17 protein-coding genes and 1 riboswitch are annotated in these 18642 nt (G+C 64.7%); of the genes, 7 read left to right on the forward strand and 10 right to left on the reverse strand.

The features are described 5' to 3' along the window. Positions 1-16 precede the first annotated feature (16 nt). From AB4Y81_RS09675 to AB4Y81_RS09695, 5 genes are all read right to left on the reverse strand, one after another. Positions 17-850 carry an exodeoxyribonuclease III gene (locus AB4Y81_RS09675; protein ID WP_275778559.1) on the reverse strand — a complete coding sequence of 278 codons (834 nt, stop codon included), beginning with the start codon at positions 848-850 and terminating at the stop codon, positions 17-19. Between the two features lie 10 nt (positions 851-860). Further along, positions 861-1427 (reverse strand): hypothetical protein, encoded by a 567-nt coding sequence (locus tag AB4Y81_RS09680; protein ID WP_441995724.1) that lies wholly within the window; start codon positions 1425-1427, stop codon positions 861-863. Positions 1428-1566: 139 nt separating this feature from the next. After that, the gene (locus tag AB4Y81_RS09685) at positions 1567-2400 is read right to left on the reverse strand and encodes an ABC transporter permease (protein ID WP_055974659.1); all 834 of its coding nucleotides are present in this window, start codon (positions 2398-2400) and stop codon (positions 1567-1569) included. Further along, positions 2397-3251, reverse strand: a complete 855-nt coding sequence (locus AB4Y81_RS09690; protein WP_079581105.1) for an ABC transporter permease — start codon at positions 3249-3251, stop codon at positions 2397-2399. Before AB4Y81_RS09690 ends, AB4Y81_RS09685 begins: the two co-directional genes overlap by 4 nt. Next, entirely contained in the window at positions 3244-4173 is a 930-nt protein-coding gene (locus AB4Y81_RS09695) for an ABC transporter ATP-binding protein (protein ID WP_039240273.1), read from the reverse strand. Before AB4Y81_RS09695 ends, AB4Y81_RS09690 begins: the two co-directional genes overlap by 8 nt. A 312-nt stretch (positions 4174-4485) precedes the next feature. On the opposite strand from AB4Y81_RS09695, the gene aqpZ reads away from it, so the two are divergent. Continuing rightward, positions 4486-5265, forward strand: a complete 780-nt coding sequence (aqpZ, locus tag AB4Y81_RS09700; protein WP_275778556.1) for an aquaporin Z — start codon at positions 4486-4488, stop codon at positions 5263-5265. 85 nt (positions 5266-5350) lie between these two features. Here the strand turns inward: aqpZ and AB4Y81_RS09705 are convergent, their stop codons facing one another. Together AB4Y81_RS09705 and glyA are read right to left on the reverse strand one after the other, a co-directional pair. Continuing rightward, positions 5351-6244 carry a bifunctional methylenetetrahydrofolate dehydrogenase/methenyltetrahydrofolate cyclohydrolase gene (locus AB4Y81_RS09705; protein ID WP_018777238.1) on the reverse strand — a complete coding sequence of 298 codons (894 nt, stop codon included), beginning with the start codon at positions 6242-6244 and terminating at the stop codon, positions 5351-5353. Positions 6245-6377: 133 nt separating this feature from the next. After that, complete coding sequence (gene glyA / locus AB4Y81_RS09710; RefSeq protein WP_218670575.1) at positions 6378-7676, reverse strand: serine hydroxymethyltransferase; 1299 nt, start codon at positions 7674-7676, stop codon at positions 6378-6380. A gap of 116 nt (positions 7677-7792) precedes the next feature. Further along, a riboswitch (ZMP/ZTP riboswitch) is annotated at positions 7793-7878 on the reverse strand. A gap of 35 nt (positions 7879-7913) precedes the next feature. On the opposite strand from glyA, the gene purU reads away from it, so the two are divergent. From purU to AB4Y81_RS09725, 3 genes are read left to right on the forward strand one after another with little or no spacing between them, the layout of a single operon-like run. Then, on the forward strand, positions 7914-8765 hold the full coding sequence (purU, locus tag AB4Y81_RS09715) for a formyltetrahydrofolate deformylase (RefSeq protein WP_441995725.1): 852 nt from the start codon (positions 7914-7916) through the stop codon (positions 8763-8765). Between the two features lie 21 nt (positions 8766-8786). Then, positions 8787-9446 carry a class I SAM-dependent methyltransferase gene (locus tag AB4Y81_RS09720; protein WP_193591087.1) on the forward strand — a complete coding sequence of 220 codons (660 nt, stop codon included), beginning with the start codon at positions 8787-8789 and terminating at the stop codon, positions 9444-9446. A gap of 10 nt (positions 9447-9456) precedes the next feature. After that, complete coding sequence (locus AB4Y81_RS09725; RefSeq protein ID WP_018777234.1) at positions 9457-9975, forward strand: gamma carbonic anhydrase family protein; 519 nt, start codon at positions 9457-9459, stop codon at positions 9973-9975. 76 nt (positions 9976-10051) lie between these two features. Here AB4Y81_RS09725 and AB4Y81_RS09730 read toward each other — a convergent pair whose 3' ends face one another. Beyond that, positions 10052-11755 carry a flavin monoamine oxidase family protein gene (locus AB4Y81_RS09730; RefSeq protein ID WP_193591086.1) on the reverse strand — a complete coding sequence of 568 codons (1704 nt, stop codon included), beginning with the start codon at positions 11753-11755 and terminating at the stop codon, positions 10052-10054. Continuing rightward, entirely contained in the window at positions 11752-13266 is a 1515-nt protein-coding gene (locus tag AB4Y81_RS09735) for an amino acid permease (protein WP_064722074.1), read from the reverse strand. The genes AB4Y81_RS09730 and AB4Y81_RS09735 overlap by 4 nt, the downstream gene beginning before the upstream one ends. A 110-nt stretch (positions 13267-13376) precedes the next feature. On the opposite strand from AB4Y81_RS09735, the gene alr reads away from it, so the two are divergent. Together alr and AB4Y81_RS09745 are read left to right on the forward strand one after the other, a co-directional pair. Next, positions 13377-14609, forward strand: coding sequence for an alanine racemase (gene alr, locus AB4Y81_RS09740; RefSeq protein WP_110504342.1), 1233 nt, complete (start codon positions 13377-13379; stop codon positions 14607-14609). Continuing rightward, complete coding sequence (locus tag AB4Y81_RS09745; protein WP_055974637.1) at positions 14599-16206, forward strand: PucR family transcriptional regulator; 1608 nt, start codon at positions 14599-14601, stop codon at positions 16204-16206. The genes alr and AB4Y81_RS09745 overlap by 11 nt, the downstream gene beginning before the upstream one ends. Here the strand turns inward: AB4Y81_RS09745 and AB4Y81_RS09750 are convergent. Beyond that, positions 16203-17048 (reverse strand): carbon-nitrogen hydrolase family protein, encoded by an 846-nt coding sequence (locus AB4Y81_RS09750; protein WP_441995726.1) that lies wholly within the window; start codon positions 17046-17048, stop codon positions 16203-16205. The two genes, AB4Y81_RS09745 and AB4Y81_RS09750, sit on opposite strands and share 4 nt — an antisense overlap. A gap of 305 nt (positions 17049-17353) precedes the next feature. On the opposite strand from AB4Y81_RS09750, the gene AB4Y81_RS09755 reads away from it, so the two are divergent. Continuing rightward, positions 17354-18544 carry an ROK family transcriptional regulator gene (locus tag AB4Y81_RS09755; RefSeq protein WP_018777228.1) on the forward strand — a complete coding sequence of 397 codons (1191 nt, stop codon included), beginning with the start codon at positions 17354-17356 and terminating at the stop codon, positions 18542-18544. Positions 18545-18642 lie beyond the last annotated feature (98 nt).

An 18642-nucleotide genomic window follows, 5' to 3' on the forward strand; every position in this document is an offset into this window, starting at 1 on the left:
AAATACCTTAGGGAGCTCAGAGCCGGTAGTCGACTACCAGCGGTGCGTGGTCGGAGAAACGGGTGTCCCACGAAGGCGCCCGGTCCACCACAGCGGAGAAAGCAGCTGCAGCAAGGTCCGGCGTAGCCAGGTGGTAGTCGATGCGCCAGCCAGTGTCAGTGTCAAAGGCCTTACCGCGCTGGGACCACCAGGTGTAGGGGCCGGCGACATTTCCTGCCAGGCCCCTGTGGACATCCCTCCATCCGATTTCTTCGCCGAGGAAGCGGTCAAAGTAGGCGCGCTCCTCCGGGAGGAAGCCGGCACGCTTGACGTTGCCCTTCCAGTTCTTGATGTCGAGTTCCGTGTGTCCGACGTTGAGGTCGCCGACCACCAAGGCGTGGTCGCTGTGCTTGGCGAGCTCAGGGAGCCGGGTGATCATGGCGTCCAGGAAACGGAATTTGTCGTCCTGCTTGGGGGTTCCCACTTCGCCGGAGTGCACATAGGCGCTGACCACGGAGAGGGTGGTGGACTCCCCCGCACTGTTCTTGACGTTGAAGTCCGCTTCGACCCAACGACCGGAAGTGTCGAAGTAGGAATCTCCGATGCCGATCCGGGTGGCCGTGGGCTCTTCGCGGGATGCAACGGCAACACCGGCACGGCCCTTGGCTTCAGCTTCGGTGTGGAGGATGTGCCAGCCTTCGCCGATCAGCTTCCGGACGATGTCATCGGGGGCGCGGACTTCCTGCAGGCAGAGAATGTCAACCTCGCGGGGCTCCAGCCATTCCGCCATGCCGTTCTTGTAGGCAGCCCTGAGGCCGTTGACGTTGACTGATGCGATGCGAAGGAAGTCCTTCTTCAATGCCGTACTCACCCGCTCTACTCTAGTCGATGATGGTGCCGGCAACGGGCTCGTCCGAGCCGCCGGAAGACTTGATCATATCCCTGGCGTTGGTGGCCGTAATGGCGATGGTTTCCAACGCGCGGTCGATGGTGTCCTGGTCCGCGGCAGCGCCCTTTGCACGCTCCCCGTCAACCACGCGCACCTGCACCTGCACGATCTTGAACGAGTGGTCCAGCTTGAGGTCACGAACCTCATCGGCCTGGCTGCGCTCGGCCACCACCCGCGTGCCACCGTTGTCCGCAACGTTCGACGACGGCGCGCGGCCGGTTGCCGAGTTGAAGGCGGCTTGGGCTTCGCTCAGCTTTGCCCCGGCCCGCTGTGCAGCCCTGCGGATGCTCAACACGACGAAGGTGGCAAGGGCCAGCCAACCGAAGGCGACGACGGCAACTACCCAGCCCACCACGTCGTTCTGGTTTGCCGCGAAGATGACGGCCACCAGGCAAGCGATGATGACAACGGTCATCCCCAGGCCGCCGATGCGGAAGCCCTTGAACATGCCTTTGCCGGCGGGGGACGTGGACGGGTGCGGGTCACCGAGAGATTGCATGAGCCCATTCTCTCAAACCCCGAAAGGTGCCCGGGACTCTTCCACGGACGGCGAACACGAGCCCCCTTCCGTGGGAGTTTTTGTACACCAGATGCCCTCAACACGCCCTTTTGCGGGCAGGAGGTGTACAAAAACTCCATCACTTGAGGAACAGCCGGCGCAGCCTTCCGGTGGTCAGCATGATGCCGAGCGCAATCATCACGACGTAGTAGCCCACATGGATGGCCGTGGCCGGGCTGAAAGACCCCACGCTGATCTGCCGCAGCAACTCCACACCGTGCCACAACGGCATGGCCTGGATAAACCACTGGATGACTTGCGGGTAGACGCTGAGCGGGTAGAACGTGGCGCTGAACAGGAACATGGGCAGCAGGAAGAAGTTGATCCAGTCCATTTGCTGGAACGTCTTCATGAAGCTGGTGATGCCCATGCCGAAGCTTGCGAATCCGAAGGCGATCAGCACCGACGCCGGGATGACCAGGAGGGACCACCAACTGGTGAGCAGGCCCATGACACCCATGACCGCGGTGAACCCTGTGGCATAGAGAAGTCCCCGCAGCAACGCCAGGAAGATCTCGCCGATGGCGACATCCAGCGGCCCCAAGGAGGTGTAGAGCATCCCCTGGTAGAGCTTTGCGAAGTTCATCTTGAAGAAGACGTTCCAGGTGGAGTCGTAAATGGCGCCGTTCATGGCGGACACGGCGAGGAGCGCCGGTGCGATGTAGGCCGCGTAACTGATTTCCTGGCCGCCGGGGCCTTCGACTGTTCCGACGATCGAGCCCATGCCCACGCCCATGGCCAGCAGGAACAGCACGGGCTCAAAGAACCCGGACACCAGGACCAGCCAAGTACTGCTCTTGGCCGCCATCAGCCCACGGCCCACAACAGCCCTTGCGTTGCGGGAGTATAGGGAACCAAACTTGCGTTCGCGGGCATGGTCGGTGGCGCTGTGGCCACCCGTGAGGACACTCATGAACCCATCCTTTTCACGAACTGCCGGCGCACGAGCACCCAGCCCCCAACGGCAGCCGCCACCAGGAACACCACGTGGGTGATGGTGAGCAACGGCGGTTCATCCAGTCCGTACGTGAACACCCTGCCCAGCTCGGTTCCATGCCAGACCGGCGAAATCCAGCCGATCCAGCGGACAGCCAGCGGCAGGGTATCCAGCGGGAAGAAGGTCCCGGAGAACAGGAACAAGGGCATCACAATGAACCGCTGCACCAGCGCGAACTGCCCTTTGTCCTGGGTGATGCTTGCCGCATAGGCCATCAGGGGCAGGCCAAAGGACAGCGCCGCCACGGTCGCCACCAGCGCAGAGACCCAGCCCCACGGACTCGGTGAAGCTCCAAAAATGGCCACTACCGCGAAGTAGACCACTGATTGGAGGAGGAAGCGCAGGGAGCTCGCCATGATGTGCCCGCTGGCGATCTGCTGCGGAATCAACGGCGAGGCGTGCGGGCCATAGAACACCCGGCGCCATTTGAAGCCATCCATGACGGGGTACGAGAACTCACCGGACGCCGTCATCACCGCTGCGGAGACCAGCAGCGCCGGCGCAACGAATTCCAGGTAGCTGACGCCGCCGAACGCCGACACGCTGTTGGCGTCCACCAACGTGGCCAGCCCGACTCCCATGGCGAACAAGTACGCAACGGGCTGCCCCACGCTGTAGAGGACCACGGACCAGCCGTAGTTGCGCATCACGCGGAGGACTTGCTCCGCATAGTAGAAGGAACCCCAGCGGCGAGCCCTGGCGGCCGAAACCTGCGGCGAGTGGGCCCGCAAAGGCTGCTCCGTCGTCGTGCTTTGCTTCTCAGTCAACGAGGCTCCTGCCGGTCAACCGGAGGAACACGTCCTCCAGCGACGAGCGGCGGACCAGCGAGGTCATGGGCCGCAGCCCGCGGGCGGACACCTGCTCCAGCGCGGCCTCGCCGTCGTGCGCGTAGATCAGTACGCGGTCCGGGAGGGTCTCCAGCCGCTCACCGATGCCTTCAAGTTCGACGCCGATGGTCGCGTTCCGCTCGGACCCGAACCTGAGCTCGAGTACTTCTCGCGACGAGTGCTCGCGGATGAGGTTGGCAGGCGACCCCTCCGCCATGATCCGGCCCTTGTCCACCACGATCAGGCGGTCACAGAGTTGCTCCGCCTCGTCCATGTAGTGGGTGGTCAGGATGAGGGTGACGCCGCTTTCCTTGAGCCGGAACAGCCGGTCCCAGAGGATGTGGCGGGCCTGCGGATCAAGGCCGGTGGTGGGTTCGTCCAGGAGGAGTATGCGGGGCTCGTTGATCAGCGAGCGGGCGATGGTCAATCGCCGCTTCATGCCCCCGGAGAGCGCGTCCACCTTGGAATTGGCCTTGTCGGTCAATTGCGCGAACTCGAGCAACTCGTCCGCCTTCGGACGCAGGTAGCGCAGGGGCAGGCCGAAATAGCGGCCGTACACAATCAGGTTCTCGCGGACTTTGAGTTCTTCGTCCAGGTTGTCCTGCTGCGGCACCACGCCCAGATGCGCCCGTACCTCGGGGCCGTGCGTTTCGGGGTCCAGGCCCATGATGCTCAGCGAGCCCGACGTGCGCTGGGAGACGCCACCGATCATTTTCATGGTGGTGGACTTGCCTGCGCCGTTGGGCCCGAGCAGGCCGAAGGACTCCCCCGCCGGAACGTCGAAGGAGATGTTGTCGACGGCGGTGAGGTCACCGTAGGCCTTGGTGAGGTTCCGGGCACTGATGACGGTGGGTCGGTTCATGTCGAAGCCGGGTTGCAGTGATTCTGACTGTGTTGGTGACGGTGTCGGTGACGGTGTTGGAGACGGTGACGGGGAGCGGATTGCTTCATTGTGCACCCTCAGCAGACTAGTAGCGCCCGTCGACATGTGAAAGATGTGTTCCGCAACTTTCTGGATTTAGCCGATGCAGGCACCGGGGACCTGCGCCCGCAACCAGCTGTCCTTCCCGAAAGACAGGCCCGGAATCGCGTCACAAACGCGCGAGCAGCCGCACGACGTTCTTGGGGTGAACCGCCCCCAACGCAAACAACCTCCAAAACTGAAAGGCTCAGCATGGCCAGCCGCAATACCAAGACCATCCCACGACCCACGGATCCCGGTGCCGGCCCGGCTTTGGTCTCCAGGCTCGGCGCTGAAGCTTTGGGCACATTTATTTTGGTTTTCGGTGGCGTGGGAACTGCGCTGTTCGCAGCAAGCTTCCCGGATCCTGCTAACGCCTTGGGGGTTGGATTCCTGGGCGTGTCCCTGGCTTTCGGCCTGACGGTCGTCGCCGGTGCCTACGCTTTCGGTCACGTCTCAGGCGGGCACTTCAACCCTGCGGTGACGATCGGCCTGGCAGTCGCCGGGCGTTTTCCGGCCAAGGACATAGCGGCCTACATTGGGGCGCAGCTTGTGGGCGGCGCGGCAGGCTCCAGCGTGCTGGCCGTCATCGCTGCCGGCGGCTCCGACGGCTTCTTCACTGCCGCCCGGGCAGCCGGATTCGCCTCCAATGGTTTCGGCGACCACTCCCCCGGGGGCTTTGGCCTTGGTTCGGCGCTGATGACCGAATTCGTCCTGACCGCTGTCTTCGTCCTGGTCATCCTTGGCGTCACTGACCGGCGTGCACAGGCCGGATTCGCCGCACTTGCCATCGGGTTCAGCCTGACCCTCATCCACCTCATCAGCATTCCCGTGACCAACACCTCGGTGAACCCGGCCCGTTCCATCGCCACGGCCCTGTATGCCGACAACTGGGCGCTGGGCCAGCTCTGGGTCTTCATCGTTGCCCCCATCGCCGGAGCCATCGCTGCAGCCGCCCTGTACCGCGTCGTATTCGCAGCGAAAACACCATGACCGAGGTCCACTAGGGCGCTCCCCGCGGGACGGAAAAGGCGCCTGCTCCCAAACGGAGCGGGCGCCCTTTCTGCATTCAGCGAGGTTACGCGATGCCGGCCTGGCGTTCGGCGCTCTCCACGACGTTGGCAAGCAGCATGGCGCGGGTCATCGGACCCACGCCGCCCGGGTTCGGGGACAGCCAGGCGGCGACGTCGGCAGCTGCCGGGTCCACATCGCCGGTGACAACAGCCTTGCCGTTGCCGTCGTCCACGCGGCTGACGCCGACGTCGAGCACGATTGCGCCCGGCTTGAGGTCTTCTGCCTTGATCATGTGCGGCACGCCGGCGGCGGCAATCACGACGTCGGCCTGCTTGAGTTCCGCGGGCAGGTCCACGGTTCCGGTGTGGGCCAGGATGACCGTTGCGTTGACTTCCTTGCGGGTCAGCAGCAGTCCGATGGGACGGCCGATGGTCACGCCGCGGCCAACCACCAGGACGCGCTTGCCCTTGAGGTCGATGTCGTGGCGGCGAAGCAGCTCCACACAGCCCTTGGGCGTGCAGGGCAGCGGCGACTTCATTTCACCGTTCACGTTGGCCACCAGGCGGCCAAGGTTCATGGGGTGCAGGCCGTCGGCGTCCTTCTCCGGGTCCATGGCTTCCAGGATGACGTCCTGGTCGATGTGCTTGGGAAGCGGGAGCTGGACGATGTAGCCGGTGCACTCGGGGTTCTCGTTGAGTTCCTGGACGACCTTCAGGAGGTCTTCCTGGGAGATGTCCTCGGGGAGGTCGCGGCGGATGGACTGGATGCCCACCTCTGCGCAGTCCTTGTGCTTGCCGCCGACATACCAGGTGCTGCCGGGGTCGGAGCCCACCAGGATGGTGCCCAGGCCGGGGACGATGCCCTTGGCGGCAAGGGCAGAAACGCGGGTGGTCAGTTCTGCCTTGATGGCGGCGGCGGTGGCCTTGCCGTCAAGGATCTGTGCGGTGGACTGTGTCATTCCATCTGCTCTTTCTGCTGGGAGGCTCATGCCAACGGGACCCGCCGCCGTAGGTGTGGCGGCGGATCCCGTTGGCTCCGGTTCAGTGCCGGGGTAATGCGTGTTCAGCGCTTGTTGTCGCAGGAACCGCTGGTTACCACTGCTCGTGCTGCGGGTACAGCGGGAAGTTGTCGGCGAGCTTGTCGACGCGTGCCTGGAGGGCCTCTGCATCAACGCTGCCGGCGGCGCCCTTTACGAGTGCGGTGGCGATGATGTCGGCAACCTCGGTGAACTCGTCGGCACCGAAACCGCGGGTAGCCAGGGCGGGCGTACCGATGCGGAGGCCGGAGGTGACCATCGGCGGGCGGGGGTCGAACGGAACAGAGTTCCGGTTCACGGTGATGCCCACCGAGTGCAGGAGGTCTTCGGCCTGCTGGCCGTCCAGCTGGGAGTTGCGCAGGTCAACCAGGACCAGGTGGACGTCGGTGCCGCCGGTCAGGACCGAAACGCCGGCTTCGGCGACGTCGGACTGGTTGAGGCGGTCAGCGATGATCTTGGCGCCCTCAAGGACACGCTCCTGGCGTTCCTTGAACTCTTCGCCGCCGGCGATCTTGAAGGCAACGGCCTTGGCTGCGATGACGTGCATGAGCGGGCCGCCCTGCTGGCCCGGGAAGACGCTGGAGTTGAGCTTCTTGGCCCACTCCTGCTTGCCCAGGATCACGCCGGAACGCGGACCTGCCAGGGTCTTGTGGACCGTGGAGGTGACGACGTCGGAGTGCGGCACCGGGCTCGGGTGCAGTCCTGCTGCTACAAGACCTGCGAAGTGCGCCATGTCGGTCCACAGGAGCGCACCGACTTCGTCGGCGATGGAACGGAAAGCTGCGAAATCGAGGTGGCGCGGGTAGGCGGACCAGCCTGCGATGATGACCTGCGGCTTCTCGGCGATGGCCTGCTCGCGGAGCTTGTCCATGTCGATGCGGAAGTTGTCCTCTTCCACCTGGTAGGCCGCTACGTTGTAGAGCTTGCCGGAGAAGTTGAGCTTCATGCCGTGGGTCAGGTGTCCGCCGTGGGCCAGGGACAGGCCGAGGATCTTGTCGCCCGGGTTGATCATGGCGGACAGTGCTGCAGCGTTTGCCTGGGCACCGGAGTGGGGCTGGACGTTGGCGTATTCGGCGCCGAAGAGTTCCTTGACCCGGTCGATGGCGAGCTGCTCAGCGACGTCGACGTATTCACAACCGCCGTAGTAGCGGCGGCCCGGGTAACCCTCGGCATACTTGTTGGTCAGGACGGAGCCCTGGGCTTCCATCACGGCGCGGGGGGCGAAGTTTTCGGAGGCAATCATTTCCAGGGTGCCGCGCTGGCGGCCAAGCTCCTGGTCGAGGACTGCTGCGATCTCGGGATCGAGTTCGGCGAGCGACTGGTTGCTGACAGACGCTGAAGTGGTGGTAGTCACGGAGATCTCCTGGCTAGGGAACGGGTGGTGCTACAGGTCAGGCTACCGGCAGCAGCATTCCCGCGTCCCCTTGATGACAGGAGGCATCGGTCACTTGCGTGCGACGGTAAGACATGACCCTCGGCCCAGGCGTACGATCCGTGGTCTTCGTGATTGCCGCTCCCTGGTGGTAGTCCACCCAACGCCAGTTGCGACCCGTTAACAGTACAACAAGGCAGCACCGGTAGGCTTGTCCGTGTGACTGACTCCACCGCTTTTGTTGTGACCCTCTCCTGCCCCGACCGCCCCGGCATCGTGCACGCTGTTGCCGGCGCACTCCTTGACGCCGGGTGCAATATCGCCGATTCGCAACAATACGGAAGCCCCACCACCGGCAACTTCTTCATGCGCGTGGAGGCAACGACGTCGAGCACCCAGGCGGAACTGGCCGCCGCCTTGCAGCCGGTGGCCGATACCTTCGGCATGACGTGGCAGATCAACCCCGTTGGCCGGAAGGTGCGCACCATCATCCTGTGCTCCAAGGACGCCCACTGCCTCAACGACCTGCTGTTCCAGCAGCGCACAGGCACCCTGCCCATCGAGGTTCCGGCCATCGTCTCCAACCACCGCGACCTGGAGGAAATGGCCAACTTCTACGGCATCCCGTTCCACCACATCCCCGTAACACCGGAAACCAAGCCGCAGGCCGAGGCTGAGCTGCTGAAGCTGATTGCCGAGCACGACGTCGAATTGACCGTCCTGGCCCGGTACATGCAGGTCCTCTCCAACGAACTCTGCACGGAGTTGAACGGCAAAGCCATCAACATCCACCACTCCTTCCTCCCCTCTTTCAAGGGCGCAAAGCCCTACCACCAGGCGCACGCCCGCGGAGTCAAGATCATCGGCGCCACGGCGCACTATGTGACCGCAGACCTGGACGAGGGGCCGATCATCGAACAGGAGGTCATCCGAGTGGACCATGCGCGCACGGCGGCCCAGTTCGTCCAGATGGGCCGCGACGTCGAGGGCCGCACGCTGGCCCAGGCAGTGCAGTGGCACGCCGAGCACCGCGTCCTCCTGGATGGCACCCGGACTGTGGTGTTCAACTAACACCACTCCTAAGCTGGGGGTATGCAGGGCCTTCCTGATCCGGAGCGCGACCTCGCCGTCTATTACGACCGCCATGCCGCCGCACGGAATACCCGCTCGCTGACTCCCCACCGGGTTGAGTGCCGGGAGTGGTTCATCCGGCTGCTCAAGTCCGAACACCGTCGTTCCTTGCTGGAGCTCGGCTGTGGCACCGGTGTTGAAGGCGTGGAGTTCGTCCGCGCCGGACTGCACTACACGGGTGTGGACCTGTCGCCGGAGAGCGTCCACGTGGCCCGCGCCGCAGGACTCGACGCCTCGGTTGCGAGCGGGCGGGACCTGCCGTTTGCGGATTCGGTCTTCGAAGCGGCGTGGACCATGAGCACGCTGTTACATGTCCCCAACAGCGGGATTCACGACGTCGTCCGCGAACTCGTGCGGGTCACCGCACCGGGTGCGCCAATCGCCGTCGGACTCTGGTCCGGTGACGACGACGAAGTTCTGAACCCGGAGGACCTGGAAGAACCGCGGCGTTTCTTCAGCCGCCGCAGTGACGAAACCGTGCGGCGGATTTTTGGGGAACACGGCGTGGTGGAGCATTTCCGAACGTGGCCGGAAGGTGTGGGCGTTGAGTCCGGCCCCGGCGCGGGAAACTGGGAGCAGCACTACCAATTCCTGGTGCTCCGCACCCCTTCAGCCAACTAGGCTGGGCTTCATGGCTCCTTCTTACACTTTTGCCGGGGACACTCCGGACATCCATGAAACCGCCTTCGTGGCGCCCACCGCGTCCATCATCGGCAAGGCCACGTTGGCCCAGGATTCCAGCGCTTTCTACGGCGTCTCCGTCCGCGCTGATACAGCCGCGATCAAGGTGGGGGCGGGTTCCAACCTGCAGGACAACGTGGTCCTTCACGCCGATCCCGGTTTTCCCTGCACCGTCGGCGAGCGCGTCTCCGTGGGGCACAGCGCCGTGGTCCACGGCTGCACCGTGGAGGACGACTGCCTCATCGGCATGAGTGCCACCATCCTCAACGGCGCGGTGATCGGCACGGGTTCCCTCATTGCTGCCGGCGCCGTCGTGTTGGAAGGCACCGTCATTCCCCCGCGCTCCCTCGTAGCTGGCGTTCCTGCCAAAGTCCGCCGCGAATTGACGGACGAAGAATTCGAGGGCGTGAAGCACAACGCCGCCCACTACAAGGAACTCGCAGCGGCGCACCGGGACATGCACGCTTAACGCCGAATGCGAGGCCCGCTCTGCGTCCCCTGCGGTGGGTTTGGGGCGTAGAGCGGGCCTCGCAATGCAAAAGGGACTAGTCCAAGCTGATCGGGCCGAGCTCGTCCAGCAGGTCACCCGGGCCGGGGTTTCCGGCGGCGGACGAGCCACCCAGGTGGTTCACCACGCCCCAGACGGCATTCAGGCCCGTGGTGACGGCACCCTCGGCCCACCCGGCGGTGAAGGACACGTCATCACCGGCGAGGAAGATGCCGCGCTGGTTCCCGGGCAGTTTGTCCTGCTTGAAGTGCGTGAACAGCCGCTGCTGGTAGCGGTAGTGTCCGGGCAGGTTGGCCTTGAAGGCCCCCATGAAGTTGGGGTCCGCTTCCCAGGAGACGGTGATCGGCTGCCCCACAATGTGGCTCGCGATGTCAACGCCCGGATAGATCTGCTCCAGCGAGTGGAGCATCAACTTGACGCGCTCCTCCGCAGTGAGGGCGAGCCACTTCAGGGCGTCGTCGTTCCACGTGTAGGACAAGAGGATGACAGCGGGCTTGTCCGGGCCGTCGTCGAGCAAGTACGTTGCCCGGTTGAGGCGGTCGGTGAGGGTCATGGACAAGACTTCACGCCCGGTCTCCGGGTCGATGTCCTTCCAGAACGGCCGGTCCACCATCACGAAGGTCTTGGACGACTGCATGTAGTGCGAGCGTTCGATCGCGGTCCACATCTCCGCGGGGAACAGTGCCTCTTCGGTATGGATACGGGTGGAGAGCAGCCACGACTGGCATGTGGTGACCACGGCCTGGTAGCTGGCTTCACGTCCCCAGTTTTCCCGCACCACGAGGTCGCCGTTCTCTGCCCGGCGGATGTTGTCCACGGCACCGCGCGGCGAACCTGAGTGCAGGGAGGCCAGCGAGGTTCCTTCCGGCCAGTGCTTCAGGCCCGACGGCGCGTGGTTCCAAAGTGCCTCCGGGAGCCTTTGCGCGCCTCCCGAAATGGAGCGGTGCTGGTCGTCGGCGTCGGTGTATACGACGCGCAGGATCTCAAGGATGGAGTTGGGGAAGTCGGTGTCCCAACCGCCCGTGCCGAAGCCGACCTGGCCGAATGCCTCGCGGTGGGCGAAGCCGGCTTCCTTGAAGGACTTGCTGGCAGCGATGAAGCCGTAGAAGGTCTGCTCGTCGAGTTCGGGCAGGAGCGCGTTCCAGAGTTCCTTGATCCGCTTGGTGTCCCGGGCCTTGATGGCTTCCTGCATCTCCGCGAAGGCTGCGCCATCGTTGATCGCGGCTTTCCAGGCATCGGCAACTTCGCGGAAGAACACGGGCAGTTCGTCGGCGGTGGTGGCGTAATGCTTCTTGCCGGCGAGCTCGATCACAGTGCTGGATGTTGCCGGTGCCATGGGGTTGGGGAAATCGTTGGTGTCCAGCCCCAGGAGGTCCACGTAGTGGTAGAACGCCTTGCCGGAAACCGGGAAGCGCATGCCGCCGAGGTCGGCTACGACGCCGGGCGCCGACGGGAAGCTCGCGGTCCGGAGCCGGCCACCGATCTGGTCGGCCTCGTAAATGACCGGTTTGAGGCCAAGCTTCATGAGTTCGTAGGCGGTCACGAGTCCTGAGAGGCCCGCACCGATAACGGCGACTTCGGTGCCGTACATTTCCTCCGGGACGGAGCCAAGCCCGTCCGGGTGTGCCAGGTAGTGGTCGTAGCTGAAGGGGAAGTCCGGGTTCAGCATGGTGATCGGCGCTTCACTGGCGCCGGGTGCTGCGGGTTCCCCGGCGACGGGAAGTTCGGTGGCGATGGTCATGGTTTTGCTGCTTTCACAGGTTCCGGGCTCATGGCCCTGGTGGTCATTTCACGGTAGTCCTGCTCGCTGAGCGCGGCTACCTTGGAGTTCCGGCGTCCATAGCCGAAGTAGACGGCGATGCCCACCAGCATCCACACCCCAAAGGTGATCCAGGTATCTGCGCCGAGGTTGAGCATCAGGTAGGCGCACATCAGGGCGCCCAGGATCGGCGTGACCGGGTATAGGGGAACGCGGAAGCTTCGCTCGAGGTCCGGGCGGTTGCGTCGCAGGTAGATCACGGCGACGTTGACCAGGGCAAAGGCAAACAGCGTGCCGATGCTGGTGGCGTCCGCCAGCGCGCCCAGCGGGACAAGGCCCGCAGTGAGGGCGACGGCGGTGCCGATGATGAGCGTTCCCGCCACCGGAGTGCCGGTCCGCGGGGAGACGCGGCCGAAGATTTTGGGCACCATGCCGTCGCGGGACATGGACAGCATGATGCGCGTCTGGCCGTAGAGGACCGTCAGGACGATGCTGGCGATGGCGAGCACAGCACCGATGGAGAAGACCAGGGCGATCCAGGGCTGGCCGGTGATCTCGTGCAGGATCTGCACCAGGGCCGCTTCTGTACCGTCGAACCATCCCCACGGGCGGGCACCGATAGCGGCCACGGATACGAGGACGTAGATGCTGGTGACGATCACCATGGACAGCATGATGGCCCTGGGAAGGTCACGCTTGGGGTTCCTGGCCTCTTCCCCTGCCGTGGACGCGGCGTCAAAGCCGATGTAGGAGAAGAAGACGCTGGAGGCCGCTGCCGAAACACCTGCGGCGCCCATGGGCAGCAGGGGCTCGAAGTTGCCGGCATTGAAAGCCGTGAAAGCCACTGCGCAGAAGAAGATCAGGATGCCCACCTTGATGATGACAATCGCTGTGTTGATCCACGCACTCTCGCGGGCGCCCCTGACCAGCAGGATCATGGCGAAGACCACGATCACCACGGCCGGTATGTTGACCAGGCCGCCATCCCCCGGAGGTTGGGACAACGCGTCCGGAAGGACCTGCCCAAAGGCGGCCAGGGTCTCATTGACGTACTGTCCGGCGCCGACGGCAACTGCTGCCACGGAGACGGCATACTCCAGCACCAGGCACCAGCCGCAGATCCACGCCATGCCCTCACCCATGGTGGCGTAGGAGTACGAGTAGCTTGACCCGGCAACCGGCACGAGGCCTGCCATCTCGGCATAGGAAACAGCGGAGAGGAGCGCAGCAAGGCCGGCGATGACAAAGGAGATCCAGATGGCCGGACCTGCCAGCGGAACGGATTCGCCGAGAATGACGAGGATGCCGGTGCCGAGCGTGGCACCAACGCTGATCATGGTCAGCTGCAGCACGCCGAAGCTGCGGACCAGCGGAGTGCCGCCTTCGCCGCTGCCGGACTCGCTGACCATCTGCCCAATGGGCTTTCGGCGCAGCAACTGGGCTCCGAGGCTCGGCCTCGCAGCGCCCACCGCCGCTGGATTTTCGGTGTTCACAGGCACAGTCACCCTTGACGTCCCTTCAAAGTAGTTTCGATTTCCCCTCCACAAGACTGGCATGTGAGCCACCTCTCACCGCGGTGCAAAATGACCTATAGTGTTCAACCATGAGACGTAATGCACACTATCAAGAGGCTGCCCCAGCGGCCCTCTCCGGACAGGTCACCGTTGACCTGTCCGCCATTTCAGACAACGTCAAGGCCCTGAAACAGCGCACCGAGGCGCCGTTCTTCATGGCCGTGGTGAAGGGCAACGCCTATGGGCACGGCCTGGTGGAAGTCGCCCGAACTGCTGCCGATGCCGGGGCGGATTGGTTGGGAACAGCCCAACTCACGGAAGCCATCGCCCTCCGCAAAGCAGGCATCACCCTACCCATCCTTTCCTGGCTCTATCTGGCATCCCAGACAAGTGCCACCATTCTCGAGGCGCTGGAAAACGACATCGACGTGTCCCTCGGGAGCGTTGGCCAACTGGAGGTCCTGGCGGGTATCGCCGGCCGCCTTGGCCGCCCCGCCGTCGTCCATCTCGAACTGGACAGCGGCCTCAGCCGTGGCGGCGCGCGCAAGGAAGACTGGGCGGAACTCGTGGCGCACGCGCGGCAAGCCGAAATCGACGGAACCCTCCGCGTCCGAGGCCTCTGGACCCACCTGGCCTGGGCCGATGTCCCGGCACACCCTGGCAACGCAGCCGCCGTCGCCGAGTTCGAGGACGCCGTCCGTGAAGCCCGTGACGCCGGGCTGACGCCCGAACTGCGGCACGTTTCCAGCTCCGCCAACATCCTGGACCGCCCCGAATTCCACTTCGACATGGTCCGCGCAGGGCTGGCAATCTATGGCCTCGCTCCGGCGGACCACCTCAACCCGGCGGACTTCGGGCTGCGCCCGGCGCTGAGCGTTACTGCGCCGCTGGTCATGGTGAAAAAGGTCCCAGCGGGCACCGGGGTCAGCTACGAACACCAGGCCATCACCTACGAACCACGGTACCTGGGGCTCATCCCGCTCGGCTACGCGGACGGCATTCCCAAGGGCATCAGCGGACGCTCGGTGGTGAACATCGCTGGCCGCAGCGTGCCGGTAATCGGCAAGGTCTGCATGGACCAGTTCATGGTGGACCTCGGGCCGGATGCGTCCGGAATCGCCGTGGGAGACACCGCCGTACTGTTCGGCGATCCCTCCAGCGGAGCGGCGAGCGCCGACGACTGGGGTGCCGCGATCGGCAGCCATGGAGACGAGATCATCAACAGGATCGCACCGCGCCTCCCCCGCGCCTACTCGACTACCGCCTACCAGTGCCCCGACTACCAGGAGCCGGCAGCCGCCGGGCAAGGCAATGTCGCCTGAGCCCGCCACCGCCCGCCTGAGCTTCGTCACGCTTGAGCAGTTCCTGGAGCAGCTGCCGCCCGAGTTGAAAATGATTCACGACGGCGGCAGCGGCGGCTCGCTGCTGCGGTGGGTGGAACCCAGTGAGCTCGAAGACCCCACGCCCTACCTGCCCGAGGGCGAATTCCTCCTCACCGCCGGGCTGCCCTTCCTTGGGGAGGGCGGCACGGCGGCGAAGGTGGACGCCTACGTCCGCCGGCTCGTGGACGCCAAGGTCGCTGCACTGGGGTTCGGCATCAGGCCCTACTTCGACGCCGTACCTGAGGCCTTGGTCGAAGCGTGCCGCACCCACGACCTCACCCTTTTCGAGGTACCGGAGTCCGTCCCGTTCGCCGCGATCGGTCTTGAATTCTCGCAGCTTCTGGAGACAGACAACGCACGCGTTTTCCGGCAGCTCGCCGAGACCAACCGGCAGCTCATGCGCGCGGTCCTCTCCCCCAGGCCGGAACACGAACTGCTGGCAGCCCTCGTCCAGCGCGTACCGGTGTGGGCGCTGCTGGTGGGGGCGGACGGGCGGGTCAGGGCACGCGGGCACAATGCCGGCGGCAGCAACGGCGTCGAGCATTCACTGCTGGCACCGATGCTGGAGCGGCTGCTGTCCGGCAGCGGTCCCCGCGTGGAGATGGACGGCTTTGAGCAGCCGGGATCGGCGCTGGTGTTCGGGCACCCCCTGCGGAGTACCAAAGACGCGAACCTTGGCGCGTTGATCCTCGGTTCGGACGCGCCGCTGACACCTGCGCAGAACAACGTGGTGCAGTCGGCCGTGGGATTGCTGGAACTGCTGGTGCGGCAACGAACCAGCGGATCCCTGGCTCCGAGCCAGCTCGCCACCGCGGTGTTGCTTCATCCGGACTCCCTGGCTACCGGCGGGACCAAGCACGTCAACGGCCTCAAGGACCTGCTGGCACAGAGTTTGTCGTCCACCAGGTCGGCGCAGATGCGGGTGGTGCAGGGTGTCAGGGTGGATGGGGCGGCCGACGATGGTCCCGTCCGCGAGGTGCTCCAATGGCGGCGTCTGCTCGACACCAAGCTGGTGGAGATCACCGAGTACGGTTTCGCGGCGATCACCCGTTTGAGGGTCGATGATTCGCTGCTGGCCGACATCGAAAAACTGGGCTGGCGCCTGGTGATTGGCGAACCGACGGAACTTCACGGGCTCTCAGCGGCCTACCAGCGGGCAAGCTCCCTGCGGTCCCGGGTTGTCTCCAGTGGCATGAGCGCACGCGTGGACGAGGTGACGTGGTCGGTCACCGGCCTTCTGGGACGCGAAGCGGGGACCATGCTGGCCGAGCGGCTTCTGGCGCCCGTGCTGGCGTTGGAACCGGACCGCAGGGATCCGCTGCTGTCCGTGCTGCGGGGATGGCTCAGCGAAAACGGAAGTTGGGACGGCTCCGCCAAATTGCTCGGCCTGCACCGGAACAGTGTGCGCCGGCAGATCGGCGTCCTCGGGGAGCTGCTGGACATGGACCTCAACCAGGCGCAGGTACGGGCAGAGTTGTGGTTCGCGCTGCAGTACGTGGACGGATTGGTGACGGCGGACCGGGAGGCCACTGCCTAGGCCTGCTGCTCCCACTCGCTGTACAGTTCCGGCCTGCGTTCGCGCAGGTACGGGACTTCGTCACGGGCGGCCTTGACCGTTTCCGTACCGACCTCCGCGAACAACAACGCGGCGCCCTCCCCTGCGGCGGCGAGCAGCGAACCGTCAGGACCGGCCACCACGCTGCCGCCCAGGAAGTTGTAGATGTCCTCGTGGCCGGAATGGTTGGCGTAGGCCACGTTGAGCTGGCTTTCCAATGCCCTGGCGCGGATGAGCACTTGCGGCACGTTCTCGAACCCGGCGGAAAGGGCTGTCGGCACCAGCAGGAGTTCAGCACCGCGGGTGGCCGCGGCACGCACTGCTTCAGGGAACTCGACGTCGTAGCAGATCAGCATCGACGTGCGGATTCCGTTGAAATCCACGACGGCGGGAGGTACTTGGGCGCCGACGAACGCCTTGTGTTCCTCGGGACCGAAGAGGTGGACCTTGGCGTAATTGAGGATTTCGTCGCCCGAAGCGTCCAGCAAAGTGGCCGTGATGTGCCAGGCGTCGGCGGCCAGAGCCGGCTGCGCGGCGTCGTCGTGTGCTGCCTCCTTGGGGGCGACGGCCGGCAGGCTGTAGACCAAGCCAATGCCGTGAGTGCGCGCGATCCCGGCCAAGCGTTCGCGAACGGCCGGCAAAGTGGCGGGGTCCAACTCGGCATGCAGGCGCAGTGGCGCGTAACCAACAGGGAACAGCTCCGGGGTGAGCAGCAGAGCAGCTCCCGCGCTGGAAGCACGCTGGGCTGCGTCCTCGATTGTGCGCAGGTTGGCGTCCACGTCCATGACGGAGGCGTTCGCCTGCAGGATTGCGAGCAGCATCATTACCACCTTGTTTCACCTGATCCCTGCCGTCCGTGGGCATGGGACATCTTCTTGGTTCAAGCCTAGGCTTCGCTCCGTTGCATGCGGCGATGCAATTGGACCTGCGGGCCGCGAACCCGGGACGCATTGCACGCGCCTCCCTGTTGCGGGGCCCGCTCTGCGCCTAAAAAGTTGGGGATAGGGCGCATATCGGGCCTCACAAGGGGTACTTAGAGAGTGTCCTTGCGTTGGAGTATGTCAGTGATGCTTGACTCGCTGTGTTCACTTCTTGACTACAACGCATCTTCTGGGGCAATCTTCTTGTCATGCCCGCTACGCAGCGCTCAACGAAGAGCCACCCAAGAAAACCCGGCTCGCAGTCCGCGCTCCGCCACCTCAATCAGCAGCGCATCATCGAGTGTTTGCTGAGCGGACCGTCCACGCAAGCCGAGCTTTCGCGGCAGACCGGCCTCTCCACCGCCACGATCTCGAACATTGTCAAAATCATGCAGGACGCCGGCCTGGTGTCCACCGAACCGACCACGAGCTCCGGCCGCCGCGCAACCAACGTACGGCTGAACAGCAACGGGGCTGTCGCCGTCGGAATCGACTTCGGACGCCGCCACCTGCGGGTGGTTCTGGCCTCGCTGGGCTACCACGTTATTGCCGAGGACTACATCGAGTTGCCCTTGGGTCACCAGGCGGAAGAGGGCATCGCCGCTGCGGTCCGCCTGCTGGAGAAACTGCTCCGTGAGAACGGCATCGACCGAACGGCCGTAGTCGGAGCAGGAGCCGGCATTCCCGGCCCGATCGACCGCAGATCCGGCACCGTCGCGCAAGGCGCCATCCTTCCCGAATGGGTGGGCATCGACATCCTCCACAGGCTGGAGGAAGCACTGAATTGCCCCGTCTTTGTTGACAACGACGCCAATCTTGGCGCGCTGTCCGAAGTGACCTGGGGACCGCACAGCGGGGTCTCCAACCTCATGTTCCTCAAGATCGGTTCGGGCATTGGCGCCGGCCTGATCCTCAACGGATTCCCGTACTACGGCAACGTCGGCATCACCGGTGAAATCGGCCACGCGACGATCCATGAACACGGCCTCGTGTGCCGCTGCGGGAACCGGGGTTGCCTGGAAACGATAGCGTCCACCACCACCATGATCGAGCTGTTGGGCCGCGGCCAGGAGACATTGCTGACGCCCCAGGACATCGTGCGCAATTGCCTCGCCGGGGACTCCGCGACACAGCGCGTCGTGGACGACGCCGGCCTGGCCGTGGGACGTGCACTGGGGAACGTTTCCAACCTGATCAACCCCGAGGTCATTGTTGTCGGTGGCCCGCTGGCTGGTCTTGGCGACCTGCTCCTGGACCCCATCCGCAGGGGCCTGGTACGCCATGCCGTGCCCGTGGTGGGCGAGACGACGCACCTGGCAATGTCCTCCCTCGGCGCCCGGGCAGAGGCCCTCGGAGCGGCCGCTTTGGTGTTCCAGCACGCCGGTATTACTGGTAGGTAACGAAATCGTTAGCAGGATCATGCGTTCAAGTCTTGACGACAAGATAGGTGATCCAGTTTACTTTTTCATCAGACAGCTCCGCCGTTTGCGGGGCCGAC

Origin of the sequence: Paenarthrobacter sp. TAF1 (assembly GCF_052113825.1) — a bacterium.
Lineage (GTDB): Bacteria > Actinomycetota > Actinomycetes > Actinomycetales > Micrococcaceae > Arthrobacter > Arthrobacter nicotinovorans.

Excerpts from the sequence above, each read along its gene's own strand:
- AB4Y81_RS09685 (WP_055974659.1), bottom strand. The coding sequence starts at position 2,400 with ATGAGTGTCCTCACGGGTGGCCACAGCGCCACCGACCATGCCCGCGAA.
- AB4Y81_RS09730 (WP_193591086.1), bottom strand. The coding sequence starts at position 11,755 with ATGACCATCGCCACCGAACTTCCCGTCGCCGGGGAACCCGCAGCACCC.
- AB4Y81_RS09705 (WP_018777238.1), bottom strand. The coding sequence starts at position 6,244 with ATGACACAGTCCACCGCACAGATCCTTGACGGCAAGGCCACCGCCGCC.
- AB4Y81_RS09750 (WP_441995726.1), bottom strand. The coding sequence starts at position 17,048 with ATGATGCTGCTCGCAATCCTGCAGGCGAACGCCTCCGTCATGGACGTG.
- AB4Y81_RS09725 (WP_018777234.1), top strand. The coding sequence starts at position 9,457 with ATGGCTCCTTCTTACACTTTTGCCGGGGACACTCCGGACATCCATGAA.
- AB4Y81_RS09695 (WP_039240273.1), bottom strand. The coding sequence starts at position 4,173 with ATGAACCGACCCACCGTCATCAGTGCCCGGAACCTCACCAAGGCCTAC.
- AB4Y81_RS09680 (WP_441995724.1), bottom strand. The coding sequence starts at position 1,427 with ATGCAATCTCTCGGTGACCCGCACCCGTCCACGTCCCCCGCCGGCAAA.
- AB4Y81_RS09745 (WP_055974637.1), top strand. The coding sequence starts at position 14,599 with ATGTCGCCTGAGCCCGCCACCGCCCGCCTGAGCTTCGTCACGCTTGAG.
- aqpZ (WP_275778556.1), top strand. The coding sequence starts at position 4,486 with ATGGCCAGCCGCAATACCAAGACCATCCCACGACCCACGGATCCCGGT.
- AB4Y81_RS09755 (WP_018777228.1), top strand. The coding sequence starts at position 17,354 with ATGCCCGCTACGCAGCGCTCAACGAAGAGCCACCCAAGAAAACCCGGC.
- AB4Y81_RS09720 (WP_193591087.1), top strand. The coding sequence starts at position 8,787 with ATGCAGGGCCTTCCTGATCCGGAGCGCGACCTCGCCGTCTATTACGAC.
- alr (WP_110504342.1), top strand. The coding sequence starts at position 13,377 with ATGAGACGTAATGCACACTATCAAGAGGCTGCCCCAGCGGCCCTCTCC.